The sequence below is a fragment of the Pseudoalteromonas sp. L21 genome (genome assembly GCF_021728035.1).
GTDB classification, from domain to species: domain Bacteria; phylum Pseudomonadota; class Gammaproteobacteria; order Enterobacterales; family Alteromonadaceae; genus Pseudoalteromonas; species Pseudoalteromonas arabiensis.
In genome coordinates this window covers 360617-382936 of the sequence record NZ_JAKKCV010000002.1, presented here as the reverse complement: position 1 = coordinate 382936, position 22320 = coordinate 360617, and the positions used below count along the sequence as shown (strand labels likewise).

Sequence of the window (22320 nt, the reverse complement as noted above, 5' to 3'; positions counted from 1 at the left end):
CACTTCATTTAAAAGTGTATTCATGCAGCTCGCTAATGATGGTAAATCAGTTGTTTCTTGATTAACACTTCATGTTTAACTCACTGTATATGTAGATAACTAAAGACTATACTTGTTCCATTAAATGTACATGTTGAGGTTATTATGAGAATCGTATCTTTTACTGAAGCTAAAAATGATCTCAAAGCTGTTTTGGATGGTGTAGTTAATGATGCTGATACAACAGTTATTACCCGTCGTGATTCTGAAGATGCCGTGGTTATGTCTTTGGATTACTACAATAGCCTTATGGAAACAGTTCACTTATTACGTTCACCTAAAAACGCTGAATATCTAATCCGTTCGATTGCACAGTACCGTGCTGGTAAAACAACAGCACGAGAGTTAATTGATGAATGATAGTCAACGATTACTGTCGTGGACTGATGACGCATGGGATGACTACCTGTATTGGCAATACTCAAGACAAGAAAACACTCAAGCGCATCAACAAACTCATTAATGATGTTAAGCGCTCACCATTTGAGGGCATAGGAAAACCAGAGCCCTTAAAAGAGAACTTATCTGGTTTTTGGTCTCGTCGTATTGATGATACTAACAGACTTGTCTACATAGTCGATGAGCAAGCGATAACGATAATTTCTTGTCGCTACCACTATTAAATCTGGCGCTAACGAAGCTATTATGAGTGATTACTCAGTGTCGGCTTTCTCAGATTGATTTGGTTGCCATTTAAGTGAGTTGTTGGTGTCTCGACTATTACAAATGGTGTTGTTTGAGCTTTCGATGCCACCGAGTTTAGCAAGTCGGTCGTACAGCACAACATTACAGGTCGCGGCTAGGTTCATACAACCTATTGTTGGCACATACACCACTTCATCACACCATTTCAGCACGTCCTTACTGACCGAGCCATCTTCAGGGCCAAACACATAAAATGCGTTTTCAGGATGCTTAAATTCAGGTAGTGGCGTTGCACCCTCAACCAGCTCAATCACCACCGTTGTTGCACCTTCAGGCTTGGCTTGTTCTAGGCTTTCAACTTGGGTTAGTGGAATATGCTCAAGCACATTTTTGGTATCGGTATGGTACTTATTAGCGCGTAAATAACGGCTACCAGTAAAAAATACCTGCTTGGCATTATAACACCCAGCGGCGCGTAGCACCCCACCCACATTCGTTGGGCTTTTTGGGTTTAACAGGCCAATGCTGGCTTTAAAGGCGCTCATTAATCGATGTCTCTGGTTGGCCACTCGGCCACGTATAGGTCAAAGTCATCTAGGTCAACATCACAGTCTTTCACTGTTTTGTCACGCACAGAAATACCCAGCTGATGCATCATGTCTTTACTACCACCGTTCAGTAATGGGTGCCAAGACGCAAGGCCACGGCCTTCGTAAAGACGGCGGTAGCTACAGCTTTGCGGCATAAAAAAGATATCTTTGAGGTTTTCTTTAGTAAGCTTTACACATGAAGGCACCAAGGTTTGGCGGTTCGCATATTCGCTACAACCACAGGTGTCGTTGTCTAGGTATTGGCAAACGATATTAGTGAAAATAAGTTCTTCACCCTCGCGTAGTTGATCCGTTGCGGTAAATTCATCTTCGTCTTCACTGTCGATAAATGTGTTTAAACAACATTTACCACAGCCGTCACAAATGGCTTCCCATTCGGGTTGTGACATTTGCTCAAGCGAGCGCTTAAGCCAAAATTGATCTTCTAACATGGTATTACTCAAAGCCCCTAAACAGCGCGCATTCTAGCGTAAAGCCAGCATGCGCGCAAAGTTTAGCGAGTTTGGGCGATACCCAAGCCATCTCAAGATGCAGAATTCAGCGTTTCACAGGTGCCTTAATATCAAGGCGTTACTTTGCAAGAATGGCATTCCCTTTTAAGAAGTAACAACGATGAGAGTAAGTGCCTGTGAAGCGCCCAAAGGGTTGGTTTAAAAGCGATTTATACTGCGTTATTGATTTTAACAATAGAACCACTATTACTTGCAATCAATGCCTTGCCTAAATCGCTTTTAATTCCAACTGAAACTCGCCCCTTGAGGTGGTTTGGGTATTTTACTTTTGCTCGTTAACCCAACGCTTAATTTTTTCTTCAAGAATAGGCATTGGTAATGCGCCATCAATCAGCACTTGCGTATGGAAGGCTTTAATGTCGAACTTATCGCCTAGCTCTTTGCTCGCGTAGTCACGTAGTTCTTGGATTTTGAACTGACCTAACTTGTACGATAGCGCTTGACCTGGCCACGCAATATAACGCTCAACTTCGGCGATAATGTCACTTTCGGCCATTGATGAGTTAGCCAACATGTAATCAATACCTTGTTGACGTGTCCAACCTTTCGCATGGAAACCAGTATCAAGCACTAAGCGCATTGCACGTAATTGCTCATCCGATAAACGGCCGTACCACATGTAAGGGTCGGTAAATAAGCCAAGTTCTTTACCTAAGCTTTCTGCATACAATGCCCACCCTTCTGCAAATACCGTGTAGCCACCAAATTTACGAAACAGCGGTAATCCTTCTATTTCTTGTTGCAAGGCAATTTGAAAATGATGGCCTGGTGCCGCTTCGTGAATAGACAGGGTTTCAAGTAAAAACTTAGGCTGTGCTTTAAGGTTAAAGGTATTGATATAAAAAATACCTGGGCGCGAACCATCTGGTGCTGGCGATTGGTAAGATGCACCCGCAGCAGATTCTGCGCGGAAGTCTTCTACTGCTTTTACTATATAAGGCGCTTTTGGCGCAATATCGAACATTTGCGGCAGCTTAGCGTCGATTTTTTCTTTTACTGCTTCATACGCAGCAATTAGCTCTTCTGGCGTATCGTAGTAAAACTCATCTGAAGTTCTTAAGTGCTCAAAAAACGCTTTTAAATCGCCTTCGAAACCCACAGTCTCTTTGACTTTTTTCATTTCAGATAAAATACGCGATACTTCGCTTAAGCCAATGTCATGAATTTCATCGGCGTTTAGGCTCAGCGTTGTATGCTGCTTGATTTGATACTCATACCATGCTTTACCATTTGGTAGGTCGCTATAACCAATGCTTTCGCGAGCATTAGGTATGTATTCGTTGGCTAAAAAGTCAGTCATTTTTTGATACGCAGGCACTAAACGCTCGCTGATCATCACGGTGTACGCGCTTGTTAGCTGTGCTTTTTGTTCGTCGCTGAAAGACTCAGGTAACTGAGCAATTGGCCCCCAGAATAATGACTCTTCTGGTTTTTCTACAATATGAGTTTGAAATTGTGGTAATAGTTTTTCAGCAAGCGGTTTAGGAAGAACCACTTTATCTTTCATGCCTTGGCGCATTGATTGCTCAACACTGTCTAACCACGCAATAAAGCCATCGGCACGTTTTTCAAATGCTAGATAATCTTCAACCGTGTTAAAAGGCTGTGCGCTTTGCCCAGAGCCTAACGCAGCAAAGGTATTATGCGCCCCGCCCATTTGGTTAATTGGCATTAAATAACTTGGAAACTGCGCGCCTTCAATCGCAAGGTCTAAATCGCGGGCTAGAATTTCGTAGCTTAATAATGACTGACCTGTTAATTGCGCTTTGTCGATATTTGCTAGTTTGTTTTTGTATTCTTTAACAAAATTAAGCTGCTCGTCACGGTTTGCTTTATTGATAGGTGCAATAAATTGGTCGTTATATTCGCTACGACCAATGTAAGTGCCGCCGATAGGGTTAAACTGTAAACCATCTTCAAAGTAATCGGCTAATAGTGTGTCGAGTTGCGCTGCAGGTGCTTCTGCTTGCGTCGTAGTTTGTGCGTTTTCAGTCGTCGGCTTTTCATTTTTAGAAGCAGGTTCGTTACAACCAACTAATGCAAATAGAACTGCCGAACTGATTATTGCTAATTTTATATTTTTCATTCTTTCCTTGCCCTGATAGTGATTACAGATAAATTATGCGGCTTTAGCTTGCTAATAAGCAAGTATCCCTGCAATTTATCGCAGTTTATTTACACTATGCAAAGTGGTTGCTAGAGTTGCGATTCGACTATCTAACTTTGAATAAAAATGAAAAAGACTCTGCTATCAATAAGCCTTGGCTTAACGGGCTTTATATCAATGAATATAAATGCTGCAACCTATATATCTGCAAAAGAAATGGTTGATGTTCATTCAGGAAAACTGATTAAATCACCACTTATTAGTATAGAAAACGGTCAAATAACAAGTGTAGATAGTAATAAAGAACCACGCCTAAAAGAGGGTGATAAACATATACAGTTGCCTGAACTAACTTTAGTACCAGGTTTAATGGATATGCATGTGCATTTAACGAGCGATCCAACTGTGCCACGCAGCGAACGAATTGGCCAGTCTATTCCACGTAAAGCGATTAAAGCGGCACACTTTGCAGAAAAAACCTTATACGCTGGATTCACTTCTCTTCGTAACTTAGGTGCAGAAGGCTACAGTGTGATTGCTGTACGTGATGGTATTAATGCAGGCGACATTGTTGGCCCACGTATTTGGGCAGCAGGGCCGTCTTTAGGTGTTACTGGCGGTCACTGCGACAACAACCGTTTACCACCAGAAATGAAATACACCGCCGAAGGCGTTGCTGATGGCCCGTGGGCTGTGCGCGCTAAGGTACGCGAAAACATTAAATATGGTGCCAATGCGATTAAGTTTTGCGCAACAGGTGGGGTTTTCTCAAAAGGCACTAAGGTAGGTATTCAGCAGTATTCACAAGATGAAATGAACGCCATTGTGAACGAAGCACACCTACGCGGCCTAACTGCTGCGGCACATGCACATGGTACGAGTGGTATAAAAGCCGCAATCATTGCTGGTGTAGACAGTGTTGAACACGTTAGTTTTGTTGATGACGAAGCCATTAAACTTGCTAAAAAACATGGTACTTGGTTCTCAATGGATATTTATAACACTGAGTACACGCTTGCCTTCGGTGAACAAAACGGGGTTGCAGAAGAAAACCTCAACAAAGAGCGCCAAGTATCTAAAAAGCAGCGTGATAGTTTCAGCCGTGCCGTTAAAGCGGGTGTGAATATGGTATTTGGTACCGATGCCGCAATTTACCCACATGGCGATAACGCTAAACAGTTTTCGCGTATGGTTGAGTTTGGTATGACGCCACTGCAGGCATTACAATCAGCGACTATTAATAGCGCTAAACTGCTAAAAGTGGATGATCAACTTGGTCAAATCAAAAGCGGCTTCTTAGCCGACATCATTGCGGTTAAAGGCAACCCGCTTGAAAACATTGCCGTACTGGAAGATGTAAAATTTGTAATGAAAGACGGCAAAGTCTATAAATAAATTGATTTTCTGGCTTCTTATTTAGAAGCCAGCACTCCCCTTTTTTAACAATTCACCGCTCACAAGTTAAATAAATTTTAACGAAACATCTCTTTTTTGTATTAAAACGAAAAAATACCTAATTTAGATAAATAAAACTTGAAATGAAAATAGCTCGTATTATCATTGCCGAAAATTTTCGACAAATTCCCCATAATAATGACATATAAATACTCAATTTTAGCCCTTGCCTGCTTAAGCGCATTCAATGCAAACGCCAACGATTTAGACTCAGTTGAACGAATTACCGTTTACGACAAACAAAATCGTGTGGTACTTGAATCTGGCCTTGCCACTAAATCAAATATGACCTTAATGGAAACGCCAGCCCCAGTTGTGGTTGTTGATCAAGAGCTTATCAACTCGCAAGGCGCTACAAATCTACAAGACTTAGTACGTAACATCAGTGGTGTAACCCAAGCGGGTAACAACTACGGTATTGGCGATAACTTAGTGATCCGCGGTTTAGGTGCTAACTATACCTACGATGGCATGTACGGCGGTGCAGGCCTAGGCAACACCTTTAACCCTACACGCTCAATGACCAATGTTGAATCTGTAGAAGTACTTAAAGGCCCTGCAACAGGCTTATATGGTATGGGTAGCGCAGGTGGTGTTATCAACCTAATTGAAAAGAAACCACAATTTACTGAAAAGCACACGGTTAATGCAGAGCTTGGTCAATGGGATAGCTACTCACTAGGCTTTGATAGCACAGCGGCATTAACCGACAACCTTGCTTATCGCGTTAACGCAAAAACCGCTCGCAGCGAGGGCTACCGCGACTTAAAAGACGACCGTGACGAAATTTATGGCGCGTTAAAATATGTACTAAGCGACAAACAAGACATCATGATTTCTGCCGCTTATATCAAAGATGCCATTGCCGTTGATTCAATTGGCCACCCTATTCGTATTTTTAACAGCGACTCAGTAAATGGTAAAACCGCAGGTGAAGTAACCGCTGCCGATTTAATTAACGATGCAACGGCAAAAGGCCTGCAACTAACCGATCAGCAACGTCAACAATTAGCAGACTCACTGGCAGCAAATGATGGCCTAACACCTTATACCTTTGGCCATAATGGTATTATTTCGCCAATGGCAAATGATAACGAAGGCGAAGAGCTACGCTTTAAGTTAACCCATAACTACTTCATTACTGATAATTTATTTTTAAACCAGCAACTACAATACCGTAATTACGAATCGAGCTTTGCCCGCCAAACGGGTGCTTATAACTACGTTTATTGGAACCGCAAAGGCGTGATCAATGCCGACCCGCGCGCTCCATTAGTGGTTGATGACGTACTTTACCCATTTGCCGCTCGTCGCCAAGAATACCGCCAAGTAGAAGCTGACGAAAAATCATGGCAATACTTTGCTGACTTGCGTTATGACTTTAGTTTTGCCGGAATCGATAACGAACTACTTGTAAACGCCAATTACGAAGACCGCGATATTCGTTTTAAACAATACTCTATTTACGATGTCGACAAGATCATTAAAAACAAAGATGGTGAGGTTACTTACCAAGGTCAATTACCTTACATTTTTGATATTCGTAACCCGAACTGGGGCGAAGGCAGCTTTTATGACTACGATCCGCTAAAAACCAGCAATTACAACAAAAAAGTTCAAGCTTGGGGTGTGGGTATTCAACATGTTGCCTATATTCACGACACTTTCACAACACGTGTAGGCGTTGCGTTTAACCGTATTAAACAAAGCTACGAACACTTTGGTGTTGATGCGCGCTATCGTGCCAGTGCAGCCGAGCCAACACCAGAAGCAGATACATCAGACAGCGGTATGACCTACAACCTTGGTGCAACCTACAAACTTAGCGATGATATTTCGTTCTTTGTAAATCACTCTAAAGGTCGTACAGCATACAGCGTACTTGGTAGTGTATCGGGTAACGAAGCTGACCGCGATGACGCCGAATCAGTCAGTAACGACATCGGTATGCGTGTAAAAGCCTTTGACGATCAACTACTAGCATCACTAGTGGTATTTGATAGTGCACGTACAAACCTTGAGTATATTAACCCTAGTTACGAGGATGGTGTATCTGATGCCTCAGTGCCAAAGAACTTTTACGATGGTGAAGAGCAAACTAAAGGTGTTGAGCTTGATTTAAATGCCGATTTAAACGAGCAATGGAAACTTAACATCAACGCGGTATATCAAGACGCGCGCGATAAGAAAGATCCTAACTCATCAACCTTCGATGACCGTCAAAAAGGTGTGCCTTATGTAACAGCCAGCAGCTGGTTAAGCTATGACGCTAAATGGTTTGATTTAGCCGAGCCACTTACAATTAGCGCAGGCGTGCAATATGTTGATGACCGTAGTACAAACGCTGACTCTTTTGGTATTCCTGATGGCTACGTACCGAGCTACACAGTTTACGACGCCGCAATTCAATACCAAACAGATGATTGGAAGCTACAGTTAAACCTAAATAACTTGTTTAACAAAACTTATTACTCAAAAGCAATGTTCTTAGGCGGTATGCCAGGCGAAGAGCGTAATGCTAAACTAACCTTTAGCTACACACTTTAATTGTGAAATAAGAGCAAAAAGCGCGGCTTAAGTAAGCTGCGCTTTTTTGTTTAGTAAGTAGTTTGAGTAGTGGCTTGCTTTTGGACATAAATGAGTTAGCGACGAAGGAGCGCAAGCCAAGCGTTTTGCGTCCTTTTGAGTAACTTGTTATACGTTTTTATGCCACTTTAATGATTTAATTACTATTAACGCTTCATTACTAACTTTTAAATGTTTAAATGACTCTTCGTTTTCTTGAGCGTTGCCAACCATTTTGAAGCGTTCATTTAGCAGATATACAAGTTCCTCTGACATTTTTTTGATATTTTCATCTGAGGAATCTTCAATATTTAGCTTATTTTGTTGAATCAAAGCTTCTAGGAAAACGCTACAAGTTGCTCTTTTATTTTGAAACGAAGCTTTCTGCCACGCCATAGCATTTGCTGATTGCAAATTGCCACCAACTTGCCAGTATCCAGAATCAAATTTAACAGATTTCTCATGAGAGATTTCTACAGCTAATTTTTCAAACTCGGGAGTTGCTTCAGAGCAACCTGTAATTAATAGGGTAAGTATCAATATCCTTAAATTCATAGTCATTCCTTGATAAACGTATAACGCCAGCCGTAACCGGCGTATTTGTAGTGAGCGCAGCGAACGGAAAATGCGTCCGAGTTTACGGCCTTGTTAGCCATTTTTTTCCTTCTGCAAGTACACTGCGAAACAAACCACGATTAATGCGAAACCACACAATACCTCAAATACGGTAAGAAATTGAGGGAACCAATGAACCGGAGTGATATCTCCATAACCAAGTGTGGTTATCGTAACCCCACTAAAATATCCAGACTCCCAAATACCTTCGGGATTCTTGCAATCTTTCCAAAATGTTTCCGGTGTAAGCAAATACAAGATCGCGAAATTCACTATCAGTTCGAAATAGCTACGAAAGGATAATGCCAACCTATCGTGGTTTTGCAACGAACTCCCTTTAATATGACGAGATATCCACTGATGGACAAAAAGCTTATTTTTTATTCTTACTAATGATCGTGGCCACCACTTCCCTCTACTTTCGGACTTTTTTTCCGATACCTTGTCGAGTGCATCTCTAAGAAATGCCACATATATTTCACTGCACCTTGAGAGTAAAAAAATGCTCCAAATTGCAATTACCCAATTGGACGAAATGAAATCTTCCCAACCAGCGGTTAGTGATACCTCTATTATCAGAATAGCGAGTACCGACAATAGAGCAAAAAGAAAATAGACCCAGTTGAGCAGCCTTATTACTTTCGCCTTATTCACGTCTTGCTTGAGAAGAGATGCCATCCAATACGTTGGTGAAATAAGGCCGATTATCAAGATGCCTATTTGCAATGCTCAACTCCGTTTTTATGGCTAACAATTTTATAGTGCGCCCGTCGCGCATCTTTCTGCCGATGTTACGCGCAGGTATTAATAAATCTATTTTTAACAAATAACGTAATGCATTGCCAATTCTAATTTTTTATTGGCACTAAAGATATTCTGAAAAAGAAAATGCGCTCGTCGCTCATTTTCTTGAATATGGAAGCACAACAACAAAACTGTGTATTAATACAGTTATTTATGTCATCACCAACATAAAAGTTAGTGGAATATCAGATTGTGGAGTAGAGCCAATATCATTAGGTGAATCACTGTATCTGATAGCTCAAAGGTGATCTATAGAGTAATTACGTTAACTCATTTTGGGGCAATAACGAGTCACAGCTCCCTGCTTTTTAACAAACGAAAAACTGTCAGATTCAATTGAATCATTCAACCAAACCTGACAGTACTTGTTAAAAAGCTCAACTTAAAGCGTCATCACAATTCGGCCTGTGATATCGCCTTTTAGCATGTCGTCAAAAATATCGTTGATATCTTCGAGGCGTTTTTCTTCAATAATGGCCTTAACTTTACCTTTGGCTGCAAAGTCCAGGCATTCTTGTAAGTCTTTACGCGTGCCTACGATTGAGCCCACAACAGACACACCATTTAACACGGTATCGAAAATAGGCAGTGGCATCTCTTCTGGTGGTAAACCTACAAGCACGCATTTACCGCCACGGCGTACACTTTTGTAGGCTTGCTCAAAACCTGGTTTTGATACGGCTGTACACACAACACCATGCGCACCACCCACTTGCTCAAAAATGGTTTCTGATGGTACTTGCTTCATAAAATCAATAGTGATGTCTGCACCAAGCTCTTTAGCAAGGTTGAGTTTACTTTCACCAGTATCAACGGCAATTACGTTAAAGCCCATCGCTTTTGCGTACTGCACCGCTAAGTGACCAAGGCCACCCACACCGACTATAGCAACCCAATCACCTGCTTTTGCACCCGTTACTTTTAATGCTTTGTACGTCGTAACACCTGCACAAAATAATGGCGCAGCTTCTGCAAAGCCTAACCCGTCTGGTACTTTTACGACAAAGTCACCATGTGCAACACAATACTCAGCGTAACCACCGTCTATTGAATAACCTGTATTGTGCTGCTCAAGACACAAGGTTTCTTTACCTTCTAAGCAGTAGTCACAATGCCCGCATGCACTATACAGCCAAGGGATCCCTACTCTATCGCCCACAGATAAGTGCTTTATATTAGCCCCTACTTTTTCAATTGTACCGACCCCTTCGTGACCAGGTACTAATGGCATTTTAGGTTTTACAGGCCAATCTCCATGGCATGCATGTAAATCAGTGTGGCACACACCGCACGCCGCTATTTTAACTAACACGTCGTTTATCCCTACCTCAGGGCATGGAATATCTTCAATAGTCAGCTTACCTTTGTATTCTTTATTAACTGCAGCTTTCATAACGTTCCTCCTTTGTTTTTTTTAATTGAGCACTTTGAGCCTATACGATAACGCAAACTATTGTCACCAATATTGATACAGATCAAACTGTTTATTTTTTGTTCGATTTCAATTTTCCTGTTTAACGCTTAGTAAAATCAACGGACTAGCTCAAAATTTAGACTTTAGTCGCGTAACATCGAATAGTGGCTATTTCTTTTAGTTATACCAACACCGTGCTAGCATTAAATTTCTGAAGTTTTTGAATACAAAAAATTATGAGCCTATCTGAAAAAAATTTAGCTTTTGTAATGCACTGCGGTGAAATGGGTAGCCGTTGGGGCTTTAATCGCACTATTGGTCAAATGTGTGGTTTACTCACCATTACTAAAGAGCCCATGACCGCCAATGAAATTGCCGATACCTTGAGTATTTCACGTGGTAACGTGAGTATGGGCATTAAAGAACTTCAGTCTTGGCGTTTAATCAAGGTGCATCATATCCCTGGCGACCGTAAAGAATACTACGGCCCTGCTGGCAGTATTTGGGACATGGCCAACCGTGTATTCGAAGAGCGTAAAAAACGTGAGATAGACCCAACCCTTAGCTTACTTCGCGATAATATTTTAGAAGAAGCCCACAACGATGATGAGCGCTTTGCCCAGCAGCAAATGCAAGAAATTCACGACCTACTTGAAACCGTTACAAAATGGTCGGCAGAGCTACAACGTTTAAGCCCTGAACAACTCCAAAGCCTAATGAAACTCGGTTCAGGTATTGGCAAGGTACTCGATTTTAAAGACAAAATTTTGAAGAAGCCTGGAAAAGAATAAGTTGCGAGTTTGATATTGTAGGCGTGAAACTTGTTTCGCGCGTTTGCTTGAAGGCAGTGCTTTAGCGCGCAGTGGGTATGGATATTTATTGTAAAAAGTGACAACCTCACACCCAAAACCTTCTATTCCATTAACCACCAAGCTTTGATAAAACTTGGTGGTTAAAAATCAATTACTTAACCGCTGGGTAACCGATACGATCTGATAAGTAACCAACACTGGTTGCAAAGTAATACGAGCGATTCCAGTGCATCAGTGCTTTGTAGTTATCGTAGGCTAGATACATACGACCGTTTACATCATCTGGCATTACCATTGCGGCGGTCACATCAACGTTTGGTAAGTCGCTACCATCCATTTTACGAACACCGATTGCTTGCCAATCAGCAAGGCTGCGTTCTGAATCTTTCCAGTACTCTAGCCATTGGCTGCGCGTTTTAGTGCCACGTTTAAGAATGTTTGCGTTATCAAAGCCTTCAGGTAATTTAACTTGACGACCCCAAGTTAAATCATCGTTCCAACCTGCTTGCTTTAAGTAATTTGCGATTGAAGCAAATGCGTCTTCTTCTGTGGTCCAAATATCTTTGCGGCCATCACCGTTGTAATCAACAGCGTAGGCGTTAAATGAAGTTGGCATAAACTGCGTCTGACCCATTGCACCAGCCCAAGAGCCTTTGAACTTATCAAGGGTAATGTGGCCCTCTTTTAAGATATCAAGCGCTGCCCAAAGTTGGTTTTTATACATAGTTTCGCGGCGGCCATCAAAAGCAAGTGTGACTAATGATGCTATCACACTATGACCACCTTGGATTTTACCAAAGTTACTTTCAAGGCCCCAAAGTGCAACAATAAAGCGCGCTTGAACGCCGTATTCTTTAGCTACTTTTTCAAGAACCTCTTGGTTTTCTTTGTATAGTTTACGCGCGCGGTCAATTTTCCATTGCGGCACACGTTTTGGTAAATAGGTTTCGAGGGTTTCTTTTACTTCAGGCTGATTTTTGTCAGCTGAAATGACTTTCTTTTTAAATTTGGCCGTTGCGAATGCTTGCTCGATTAAGGCTTGATCATAGCCTTTTTCTATCGCTTCATTTTTTAATGCAGCAACGTATACGTCGAAGTCAGCTTGTGTTTTTTCCTCTGCCAATACAGATGTGCTTAATGAAGCACTTAGTAGAACTACGGCAAGTTTTTTAATCACTCTCAACTCCCTTGTCTTTTTTAAATTGGGTTAACAGGTTTTCTTCTGGCGGTGGTAATTGCAAGTAGAAACCTTGGTCAATTAACGCTTGCTTAACCGTTTCTAAGTCTGCCAAACCTAACTTTTCACGACTAGCAAGATTAATTATCATCACATACTGTGGTTGACCAAATGTGTCCATTAAAGGTTCAGGAACACGCGTAAAATCATCTCTTTTTTCTACAAAAAGGTAGGTATCCGCTTTTTTCTTACTTTTATACACCGCAGTTAGCATTATGGCCCTATAATATCTTGCTTAACGAGGGCGCACACTATAACATGACTCTTATAAGAAGATTAAAAATTTCGGTTAGATTTTTACTGTATACGCCTTGTTCAGCCTGCGTTTATTTAAAAAAGAGCTAACCAAGACAATTCAATTGAGCATGTATGTCGGAACAAATTTTTGAACTAAAAGGGAACCTTTTTACTTTATCTGTGTTGCATCTATTTTCAGCAGATACCTCTCTTTTAAGTAAGCAGTTAGATGAAAAAATAGCCCAAGCACCTAAGTTTTTTGCAGGCGCGCCCATCGTAATTAACTTAAGTGATGTACAAGGTGACTCGTTTGATTTTTCTTTCTTAAAATCAATGCTTACCAGTCTATCGTTTAACCCTGTTGGTGTGTGTAATGGCAGCCAAGAGCAAAACGAAAACGCCAAAGCGGCAGGCTTATCAGTCCTAAATTATTCACAGGACGTTAAGGGAGCAACCGCTAAACAACAAACAAATACATCTATCGTTGAGAAAACCGTTCACCTACCTGCACAAGTGATTCACGGCACAGTTCGCTCTGGTCAGCAGGTCTATGCAAAAGATCGTGACCTTATTGTTATTGGTGCGGTTAGTCATGGCGCAGAGGTGATTAGCGACGGTAATGTTCATATTTATGGCACATTGCGCGGACGTGCAATTGCAGGTGCTAAAGGCTACAACGAAGCACAAATATTTTGCCAAAAATTAGAAGCAGAACTTGTTTCAATTAATGGTAGTTATTGGATCAGCGATTCCCTACAAGGTGAACACTGGGGCAACGCAGTACAAATCCAACAAAAAAATGATTCATTAGAAATTTCAGCTTTGGTTAAAGGATAAATCTCATGGCAAAAGTAATTGTCGTTACTTCTGGTAAAGGTGGTGTTGGTAAAACCACATCGAGTGCTGCAATTGGCACAGGTTTAGCGCTTAAGGGCTTTAAAACCGTTATTATCGACTTTGATATTGGTCTACGTAATCTTGACCTTATTATGGGTTGTGAGCGCCGTGTTGTTTATGACTTTGTAAACGTAATCAATGGTGAAGCTAACTTAAATCAAGCCCTTATTAAAGATAAGCGAGTTGATAAGTTACACATTTTACCTGCGTCACAGACACGTGATAAAGATGCCTTAACCCGTGACGGTGTTGAACGTGTACTAAATGATTTGAAAAAAGACTTTGATTACATCGTATGTGATTCGCCAGCGGGTATTGAAGCGGGCGCAATGATGGCAATGTATTTTGCTGATGAAGCAATTATAACAACAAATCCTGAAGTATCATCAGTACGTGACTCCGACCGAATTTTAGGTATTTTGCACAGTAAATCTAAGCGTGCTGAAGAAGGCCTAGAAAGCGTTAAAGAACACTTATTATTAACACGTTATAACCCTGAGCGTGTTGAAAAAGGCGAAATGCTATCAGTTGAAGATGTGCAAGAAATTCTTGCGATTAAACTTTTAGGTGTTATCCCTGAATCACAAGCGGTATTGAGTGCATCAAACTCTGGTCAACCAGTGATTTTAGACGGTGAATCAGATGCAGGCCAAGCCTATACTGATGCAATTAATCGTCTACTAGGTGAAACTGTCGATTTCCGCTTTTTAGATGTAGAGAAAAAAGGCTTATTTAAACGGATTTTTGGAGGTTAATGTGTCTTTACTTGACTACTTCCGCTCAGAGAAGAAAAGCAGTGCGTCATTAGCAAAAGAGCGATTGCAGATCATTGTCGCACACGAACGCTCACAACGTGGTACACCTGATTATCTGCCACAGCTAAAGCAAGATATTCTTGATGTAATACGCAAATATGTGAATGTAAATACCGATGCTGTTCAAGTTCAGTTTGATCAAAATGAAGATGACTTAGCAGTACTTGAGTTGAACGTGACTCTGCCAGAAGAAGAAAAGAAATAGTCAAAATTGGGCGCTTTGTTAATGCTAACAGCGCCCTTTTTTATTTCTGCCACTGCATATGAAACTCATAGTCGTCTGCACCTAGCGTTTTGAATCCTGCCCGTTGATATAGCCCATACGCTGGGTTTGCTTTTAGCACCGTTAAGTTAATTTCTGATGTTTGTGCTTTTAGTGCATTTAACACCTGAGTGCCTAGCCCTTTGCCCTGCTGTTTGGGTGCTATTTGTAGCTGTAATAAACTGATTGTTTTGTCACTAACAATGAACTTAGCAGCGCCTACACATTGCCCATCATTTAACACTAAGTGTCTGTGTTCAAAGTGTTCTGCCACTCTTGCTTGGTGTTGTTCAAGTGATAAAAATAACCCTTGGTTCTCAAGGTGTCCAACCATGGTATTTAACCTTAAGTCGAGTAAATAGGCTTTGTCTTGCTCGGTAGCCGCTACAAATTCAATCATTCTTGTCTTAAAAAAGAAAAAGGTACTTTAGTAAAAGTACCTTTTTAGGTTGCAACAAACAACATGTCGGTTAGAAGTTATAATTTGCGCCTAAGTAAAAACGACGACCCGAATACTGGTTATAAGTAAAGCGATTACTTTGTTTCCAATAACCTTCTTCAAGCTCTTCTGTTAGGTTTACTACAGATGCAGTAAATGAGAGCTGCTCAGTTAGATTATATGATGCATTCACATCTAGCTGACCATAGTCTTTGGTATACAAGTTGTAGCCTTGGTGAATACCGTTGGCACGGTCATCTTTCCAGTTATAAGAGGCGCGAACGCTAAAGTCATCGTTCTCAAAATACACTGAAATATTATATTGATGCTTAGCTGTACCTGGGATCTCAGCATCTGTTTTTTGCCCGTCTGTTGAGACTTCGCTGGTGCTGGTATCTGTGTAGGTGTAGTTAGTTAAAATACCAAAACCATTATCAAACGAATGCTGGAAGAACAGTTCTAAACCCTCTGATTTTGCATCGCCGCCCCCTACTTTGGTGTTCATTTCAACTTCAATTGGGCCATTACAACAATCGTGTTCACGCTCTACTATTTCTACTGTCGAAATTGGTAAGTTAGAAATATCTTTAGAGAATAAAGTCGCACCCAGTGCAGAACCATCGCCGTAATACCATTCAATACCTAAATCGAATTGGTCAGATAACATAGGTTCAAGCCCTGTGTTTACTGAGGTACCATTACCACGGCCTGTCCATGAATCTGGCGAGTTAATGTTAACTGGAGGACCGTATGACTCTGCTTGGCTTAAGTCTGAATAACTCACTCTTGCCATGGTGCGTGCTGCTGCAAAACGAACAACAAGGTCTTCGGTTGCATCCCATGCAAGGTTAAAACTTGGTAATACTTCGCTGCCATCACTACTACGCTCATTCGGATCAGTATCGTCATCGTCTTGACCAATGACATCATCGTAGGTCAAGGTGCTAAGCTCTGTATTGACATAACGCACACCCACATTGCCGCGGAAATCTTGCCATTCAAAATCAGCTTGGGTGTAAACAGACCAAATTTTCTCTTCAAGGGCATAAGTACCCGAAAGCGTAGGCACAACTGTTTGGCTAAAGTTTTCTTTTAGGTAATCATCCAGTGCCCTGAAATCAAATGCTAAAAAGTTAAATGCGCCTGTATCCCCAGCGCTATTATCCACCACATGATCGCTCACCAGTGTTGGTGCATCTGGATGAAAATCAGGATTATGGAACCACTCTGTACCTGGTAAGTAACCACGGTAACCGCCATTGTCAGCTATGCCATCATCCCAACGAAAATCATTACGCATCCCTTTAATTTCGTGGTCGCGATATTTGCCCCCCACATACACACGGGTAAAAAAGCTGCCATCAAGGTCAAATTTTACGTCTGTTTGAATGTAATCTTCAGAGTCTTCATTTTCAGATGAGTAAGAGTCAAACCAATCATAGTATTGATACGCTTCTTTATCGGTGGCTAAATCAGTCGACACTTCATAGCTTGGTTTTCCGTTTTCAATTGACCATAACCAACTGTTCACTGAGCCTTGCCGTGCATCAATGTTGGCGTAGGTTTCTTTTGATGTACCGCCCTCTGCTTCTGTATGACCAAGTTTTAACGTAATGCTATATGCATCACCATAATAAGTGCCTTCAAAATCATAAGTATTTGATTTTGATTCACCAAAACGCTCACGCCCTGTTAGCTGCGGCGATAATAAACCACGGCGAACCGGCACGCCGCCGTTTACATCGGCATCACCCCAGTTATTATCATTGAGTAAACCGTTATCGGCATTACCGTAGGCAACTACGGTATCGCCATCAAGTACTATGCCGTAATACGGGTTGTGGTTATCGTTCCACTCTGCAAAGGTAATGCTTTGCCCTGTTTGGTCGTAGCCTAACTTGGCACCAAAATAGTTAAAGTTTAAATCAAGTCTGTCACTCGGTGCCCACTGAACAGCCACTTGATAACCATCTCGAGTGCGGTCTTGGTTTGAGTTGTTAACACTCATCGCACGCGGTGCCCACACATTGTTGTACACTTCCCCAGTGGCTTGGTCTACTAGAGCTGGACGCTCTGCCCCTTCAACAGTATCTGAATGAAAGCGCCAATGTGACGCATTGTTAGTGATAGTTGTTACGGTGCGGTCTTGGCGTGTGAAGCCTGCTAAAATACCGAAGTTTTCCTCATCGTTTTTCCATGAGTACAATACATTCACTTGTGGTTTTGTGTCTTCAGACACATCATCGTAAGTCACCTCAGCACTTAACGCCCCTGAATTTACTTCCATTTCAAGTGGTTTACGGGTGTGTAGTATAACTGTGCCGCCAATACCGCCTTCATCAATACGTGCCTCAGCACTTTTGTACACTTCTACACTTTTGATCATGCTTGATGGCAATAACGTGTAGTTAAAACTACGGGTAGGGGCACCTGAACCTGATGATGCAATATAGTTACCGTTTAATTGAGTAAGTGTCCAATCCGGTGACGTACCACGAATACTGACGCGGCTACCTTCACCGCCATCGCGATCAATGAGTACGCCTGATACACGTTGTAATGAATCAGCGACGTTTTTATCAGGAAATTTACCAATATCTTCTGCGGTAATTGCATCAACCGTGGCAGCTGAAAGTCGTTTTATTGCTAAGTTCTCTGCGGTTGATGAACGAATACCACGTACTTCAATCACTTCTACGTCTTCATTCGCTTGTTCAGCGGCGTAACCTGTGTTGATTGCCGAGAGTAACGAAATCACAATTGCATTACGTTTAAAATGCCGTCCTTGCTCTTTTATTTTTATTACACTTTGCTTGCCCATGCTCATCTCCAGTTGTGTGTTCTGCACGCTTTATGAGATCTATACATCTCATAAAACATTTTATTGTTATCGGTTTAAACTGATTATTGGGAGTTAATAGCTTGTTAAACTCAGTTTCAGAATAGGGGGAGCGGTCAAAAAGTGATAATAAAAATTCGGTGACCGATATAACAAAATCGGCGCAAGGAATATTTTATATTCATTTTTATATATTCTACTTTATAGTTAACCTTATGTTTTATGTGCGTAAACCAAAGTTTCAAAGAACACACCGTAAAATATAAGTAATTGATAAAAATAGATTAAAATACATAAAATACTTTCTGATAAAACAAGTGAAATAAGTGACTAGAAACTAGGTGTAATAGATATGGTAAAAACACAACTATGAACAATGGTAAAATCCTTGAAGTCTGTCTAAATGAAAGCGACTTAAAGCAACTTGCAAACAACGTTTTTACGGCTTGCAACTTAGGCGCAAAGCGCTTTGAGCTATGCAGCAATTTACACCTAGGAGGCTTAACACCCAGTATTTCAGCAATTGAATGCGCATTGAAAAGCCTGACCAGAAATACCGAGCTATTAGTAATGATACGACCAGAAGCTGGCAATTTTACTGTTCGTACTGAGTGTCATAAATTAATGGAAAAACAGATAAAACTCGCAGCTAATCTAGGGGCACATGGGGTAGTATTGGGTGCAGTCAAACAAGGAAAACTTGATTTAAACGTGACTCGCTCTTTAGTTGCCACAGCTAAACAGCATGGCTTAATGGTGACCTTTCACCGTGCATTCGATACCCTTACAAACCCGTTATGCGCACTTGATACACTCATTAGCTTAGGAGTTGACCGTATATTAACATCAGGCACGCCGTGGCAAAGCGGGCAAAGTGCCGTTGATGGTCTAAATCAGCTCAACACATATTTAGCGCAGAGCGCCAATCAAATAGAAATTGTTATGGGTGGCGGCGTTACCCTAGAAAACGCGGAAGCTTTTTGGCAATTAATACAAAATTATTCAGCAAATGCATCTGTGCATGTACACTCTTGCGTGCATAACGCACAAGGTGCAATTAACGCTGAGGCTATCTATAAGCTACTTTCAAAGGATTAAGCATGGCGAAAAAAGCAACGTATTTTTTAGGTATTGATGGCGGTGGCAGTAAGTGTAAAGTTCGTTTAGAAAACGAAAATGGCTCTTTGCTTAGCGAAGCCATAAGTGGCTCAGCAAACGTGGCCACCAGCTGTCAACAAAGCCAAGACTCAATACTGCACGCCACTGAGCTTGCTTTTCATGAGGCAGGGCTTGCCTTAAGCGAGCTCAAAAACACCTATGTGCATGCTGGGCTTGCCGGTGCCAATATCGACTCTGCCTATCAAGCCATGACCAAATGGCAGCACCCTTTTGCTAAGTTTACTCTTTCAACAGATATGCTGATTGCGTGTAAAGGCGCACACCAACACCATGATGGCGCGGTGATTATTATTGGCACCGGCTTTTGTGCAGGCTACCAACAGCAAAACCAATTTAGTGAATTGGGAGGCTATGGTTTATTGTTGAGCGATGGTGCCAGTGGTGGTTGGTTAGGCTTACAACTTTGCCGTAAAGCATTTGAAGTACTTGATGGTGTTGCGAAAAGTTCCGCTGCTGTAGATACCCTGCTCACCCAGCTTAACTGCAACTCAAGCCAAGCGTTAAGTCAGCGTTTAATATCAGCACGCCCTGTTGAGCTCGCCAAATTTGCACCGCTGGCTTTTAGCTATTCTGATGACGCTTTTTGTCAGCAATTAATAAATGAAGCGTGCGCATACATTACCCGCTATATCGCTTACTTTGAAAAACAAGGTATTGAAAACGTTACCTTGATGGGCGGCATTGCCAGTGCCATCACGCCTTATTTAACTGATGCCAGTAAAGCGCGTTTAACCCCCGCCCTTGCCAGTGCTGAGCAAGGGGCTATTTTAATGGCAAGAGCGGCAATTTAATCGCCGAGTTGTGAGCGCATTTGTGAGGGAATTTCACCAAACAAACGCCGAAATTGTTTGCTGAAGTAACTCGGTTCAGAAAACCCACACTGATAAGCCACTTGTGAAATAGGCAGTTGCGTTTCAATGAGTAGCTTGCGGGCATTTTCGAGGCGCACTTCGTTAATAAATTGATTGGGAGTTTTTGCTAAGTGCTTTTTAAAGCGGCGCTCTAAAGCACTTACCGACAAGTGCGCAAGCTCTGCTAATTCATCAATGCTGATCTGACGATGATAATGCTCGCGAATAAATTTTACCGGCTCTTCAATTGCCCTTACATGAGAAAGTGCTTTTGAGGTTTTTTGTAGATGTCGAGTCACTCCATAAGTACCAATCACATTGCCATCGTGATCTTTTAAAGCATGCTTTGACGTTGAAAACCAACCAAGCTCACCTTGTTGAGTTTGGTTGAGCTCTAAACGGTCAGTCACTATGAAGCCTTCCATCACTCGCTTATCATCATTGACGTATTGAAACGCCAAGTGTTTTGGGGAAAAATCGAAGTCTGTTTTTAACAATATTTGCTCAAGTGTTTTATAACCCTGATGCTCAATAAAATGTTGATTACAATGCAAGATTCTACTGTCTGTGTCTTTTACCCAAAAGAGAATATCTGGCAATAAGTCAAATGCAGCAATCAACTGATTTACACCAGCTTTTTTTATTATTTCTTGTATATCCATCGCTCAATTTTGTCTCTTTCCCGAATAATGCTATATATTTTAAACGCCGATTTTGTTGCATTGTCAACCGAATTTTTATTATCACTTATTGCTCAAGCTTTCCTATTATCAATAACATGAGATTAACAGTAGCTAACGCTATTTAAATTAGGAGCGCTTAAGATGAGCAAAGCTAAGATCCGCATGGCAATGGTAGGCGGTGGCGATGGTGCCTTCATTGGCGCTATTCATCGAATTGCAGCGCGGTTAGACGGGATGATAGAGCTTGTTGCAGGCGCATTCAGTTCAGATGCAAACAAATGTAAAGCAACTGGCGAACTACTCGGGCTTGATAGCAGTCGTTGCTACGACAGTTACCAAAGCTTATTTATCGAAGAAGCAAAATTACCCGCTGATGAGCGTATCGACTTTGTGGCTATTGTAACACCCAACCATTTGCATTTTCCGGTCGCAAAAATGGCGCTTGAACATGGTTTTCATGTGCTATCAGATAAACCCGCAACGCTCACTCTCGCAGAAGCAGAGCAATTACAAGCCATCATTGCAAAGCAGCAGGTTTTATATGGGTTAACCCACACTTACACAGGTTACCCTATGGTCAAAGAGGCCAAACATCGCATTAAAGCCGGTGAGCTTGGCACTATACGTAAAGTGATTGTTGAGTACACCCAAGGTTGGTTAGCACACAGTGAAGACGAAGGCTCAAAACAAGCTAGCTGGCGTTTAGACACCAGCAAGGCTGGCATTAGTTGTTGTATGGGCGACATTGGCGTGCATGCAGCTAACTTAGCCGAATATGTCTCTGATCTCGAAATCACCGAGCTTTGCGCCGATTTAAACCATGTGGTTGAAGGTCGCGCCCTTGATGACGATGGCACCGTGCTACTTAGATTCAATAATGGTTGTAAAGGCGTTTTACTGGCAAGCCAAATCGCTATTGGCGATGAAAACAACTTACGGCTACGTATTTACGGCGACAAGGCAAGCCTTGAATGGTCACAGCTTGAGCCTAATAGTTTATGGCTGCGTGGTCACAACCAACCCTCTATTTTACTGCGAGCGGGTGTGGGTGAATTACACCCTGACACACAAAACGCACTGCGCGCCCCTGCTGGTCACCCAGAGGGCTACCTTGAAGCATTTGCTAATATCTACAGCAATTTTGCAGCACAAATTCATGCATTTAAACAAGGCGATAGAGCAACAAACTCAGCATTTGATGTGCCTGGCATCAATGAAGCTGTGCGTGGTATGGCGTTTATTGAGCACGTAGTTGCTTCAGCAAAGCAAGACATTAAGTGGCACAAATTACAGATTGGATAA

General features: G+C 41.8%; 20 protein-coding genes and 1 pseudogene. 11 read left to right on the top strand and 10 right to left on the bottom strand.

Going from position 1 to position 22320, the window contains the following annotated elements:
* Positions 1–144: 144 nt before the first annotated feature.
* Positions 145–399 carry a type II toxin-antitoxin system prevent-host-death family antitoxin gene (locus L3V41_RS06905; RefSeq protein WP_237118944.1) on the top strand — a complete coding sequence of 85 codons (255 nt, stop codon included), beginning with the start codon at positions 145–147 and terminating at the stop codon, positions 397–399.
* Positions 392–662: pseudogene (locus L3V41_RS06900) on the top strand (Txe/YoeB family addiction module toxin). The gene L3V41_RS06905 and the pseudogene L3V41_RS06900 overlap by 8 nt, the downstream one beginning before the upstream one ends.
* 30 nt (positions 663–692) lie before the next feature.
* On the opposite strand, the gene L3V41_RS06895 reads toward L3V41_RS06900, so the two are convergent.
* From L3V41_RS06895 to L3V41_RS06885, 3 genes are all read right to left on the bottom strand, one after another.
* Positions 693–1229: an RNA methyltransferase gene (locus L3V41_RS06895; RefSeq protein ID WP_237127410.1), complete on the bottom strand. Its 537-nt coding sequence runs from the start codon at positions 1227–1229 to the stop codon at positions 693–695.
* Positions 1229–1726 carry a YcgN family cysteine cluster protein gene (locus L3V41_RS06890; protein WP_138616689.1) on the bottom strand — a complete coding sequence of 166 codons (498 nt, stop codon included), beginning with the start codon at positions 1724–1726 and terminating at the stop codon, positions 1229–1231. Before L3V41_RS06890 ends, L3V41_RS06895 begins: the two co-directional genes overlap by 1 nt.
* Before the next feature lie 343 nt (positions 1727–2069).
* Positions 2070–3893 (bottom strand): DUF885 domain-containing protein, encoded by a 1824-nt coding sequence (locus L3V41_RS06885; RefSeq protein WP_237127409.1) that lies wholly within the window; start codon positions 3891–3893, stop codon positions 2070–2072.
* A gap of 147 nt (positions 3894–4040) precedes the next feature.
* Between L3V41_RS06885 and L3V41_RS06880 the strand changes: the two genes are divergently transcribed.
* Complete coding sequence (locus L3V41_RS06880) at positions 4041–5309, top strand: amidohydrolase family protein (RefSeq protein WP_062568049.1); 1269 nt, start codon at positions 4041–4043, stop codon at positions 5307–5309.
* A 195-nt stretch (positions 5310–5504) separates the two neighbouring features.
* Positions 5505–7916: a TonB-dependent receptor gene (locus tag L3V41_RS06875; protein WP_237127596.1), complete on the top strand. Its 2412-nt coding sequence runs from the start codon at positions 5505–5507 to the stop codon at positions 7914–7916.
* 147 nt (positions 7917–8063) lie between these two features.
* Here the strand turns inward: L3V41_RS06875 and L3V41_RS06870 are convergent, their stop codons facing one another.
* Both L3V41_RS06870 and adhP read right to left on the bottom strand, forming a co-directional pair.
* Positions 8064–8489: a hypothetical protein gene (locus L3V41_RS06870; protein ID WP_237115667.1), complete on the bottom strand. Its 426-nt coding sequence runs from the start codon at positions 8487–8489 to the stop codon at positions 8064–8066.
* 1246 nt (positions 8490–9735) lie between these two features.
* On the bottom strand, positions 9736–10746 hold the full coding sequence (adhP, locus tag L3V41_RS06865; RefSeq protein ID WP_062568053.1) for an alcohol dehydrogenase AdhP: 1011 nt from the start codon (positions 10744–10746) through the stop codon (positions 9736–9738).
* A 257-nt stretch (positions 10747–11003) separates the two neighbouring features.
* On the opposite strand from adhP, the gene L3V41_RS06860 reads away from it, so the two are divergent.
* Positions 11004–11558 carry a MarR family transcriptional regulator gene (locus L3V41_RS06860; RefSeq protein ID WP_062568054.1) on the top strand — a complete coding sequence of 185 codons (555 nt, stop codon included), beginning with the start codon at positions 11004–11006 and terminating at the stop codon, positions 11556–11558.
* A gap of 172 nt (positions 11559–11730) precedes the next feature.
* Here the strand turns inward: L3V41_RS06860 and L3V41_RS06855 are convergent, their stop codons facing one another.
* A complete protein-coding gene (locus L3V41_RS06855; protein ID WP_237127408.1) occupies positions 11731–12756 on the bottom strand; it encodes a lytic murein transglycosylase in 1026 nt (341 codons plus the stop codon).
* Entirely contained in the window at positions 12749–13030 is a 282-nt protein-coding gene (locus tag L3V41_RS06850) for a YcgL domain-containing protein (protein ID WP_062568056.1), read from the bottom strand. The genes L3V41_RS06855 and L3V41_RS06850 overlap by 8 nt, the downstream gene beginning before the upstream one ends.
* A 155-nt stretch (positions 13031–13185) precedes the next feature.
* Between L3V41_RS06850 and minC the strand changes: the two genes are divergently transcribed.
* Genes minC through minE form a run of 3 tightly spaced genes read left to right on the top strand, consistent with a single transcriptional unit; the run spans position 13186 to position 14970 of the window.
* Positions 13186–13890: a septum site-determining protein MinC gene (gene minC / locus L3V41_RS06845; protein ID WP_062568057.1), complete on the top strand. Its 705-nt coding sequence runs from the start codon at positions 13186–13188 to the stop codon at positions 13888–13890.
* Between the two features lie 5 nt (positions 13891–13895).
* Positions 13896–14705 (top strand): septum site-determining protein MinD, encoded by an 810-nt coding sequence (gene minD, locus L3V41_RS06840; protein WP_062568058.1) that lies wholly within the window; start codon positions 13896–13898, stop codon positions 14703–14705.
* Position 14706: 1 nt separating this feature from the next.
* On the top strand, positions 14707–14970 hold the full coding sequence (gene minE / locus L3V41_RS06835) for a cell division topological specificity factor MinE (protein WP_062568059.1): 264 nt from the start codon (positions 14707–14709) through the stop codon (positions 14968–14970).
* Positions 14971–15010: 40 nt separating this feature from the next.
* On the opposite strand, the gene L3V41_RS06830 is transcribed toward minE, so the two are convergent.
* Positions 15011–15427, bottom strand: a complete 417-nt coding sequence (locus tag L3V41_RS06830) for a GNAT family N-acetyltransferase (protein WP_237127407.1) — start codon at positions 15425–15427, stop codon at positions 15011–15013.
* A 70-nt stretch (positions 15428–15497) separates the two neighbouring features.
* Complete coding sequence (locus tag L3V41_RS06825) at positions 15498–18287, bottom strand: TonB-dependent receptor (protein WP_062568061.1); 2790 nt, start codon at positions 18285–18287, stop codon at positions 15498–15500.
* 387 nt (positions 18288–18674) lie between these two features.
* Between L3V41_RS06825 and L3V41_RS06820 the strand changes: the two genes are divergently transcribed.
* Together L3V41_RS06820 and L3V41_RS06815 are read left to right on the top strand one after the other, a co-directional pair.
* Entirely contained in the window at positions 18675–19403 is a 729-nt protein-coding gene (locus tag L3V41_RS06820; protein ID WP_062568062.1) for a copper homeostasis protein CutC, read from the top strand.
* 2 nt (positions 19404–19405) lie between these two features.
* Entirely contained in the window at positions 19406–20275 is an 870-nt protein-coding gene (locus tag L3V41_RS06815; RefSeq protein ID WP_062568063.1) for a BadF/BadG/BcrA/BcrD ATPase family protein, read from the top strand.
* On the opposite strand, the gene L3V41_RS06810 is transcribed toward L3V41_RS06815, so the two are convergent.
* A complete protein-coding gene (locus L3V41_RS06810) occupies positions 20272–20997 on the bottom strand; it encodes an AraC family transcriptional regulator (RefSeq protein WP_062568064.1) in 726 nt (241 codons plus the stop codon). The two genes, L3V41_RS06815 and L3V41_RS06810, sit on opposite strands and share 4 nt — an antisense overlap.
* Positions 20998–21159: 162 nt before the next feature.
* Here L3V41_RS06810 and L3V41_RS06805 point away from each other — a divergent pair, with 162 nt between their 5' ends.
* On the top strand, positions 21160–22320 hold the full coding sequence (locus L3V41_RS06805; protein ID WP_237127406.1) for a Gfo/Idh/MocA family oxidoreductase: 1161 nt from the start codon (positions 21160–21162) through the stop codon (positions 22318–22320).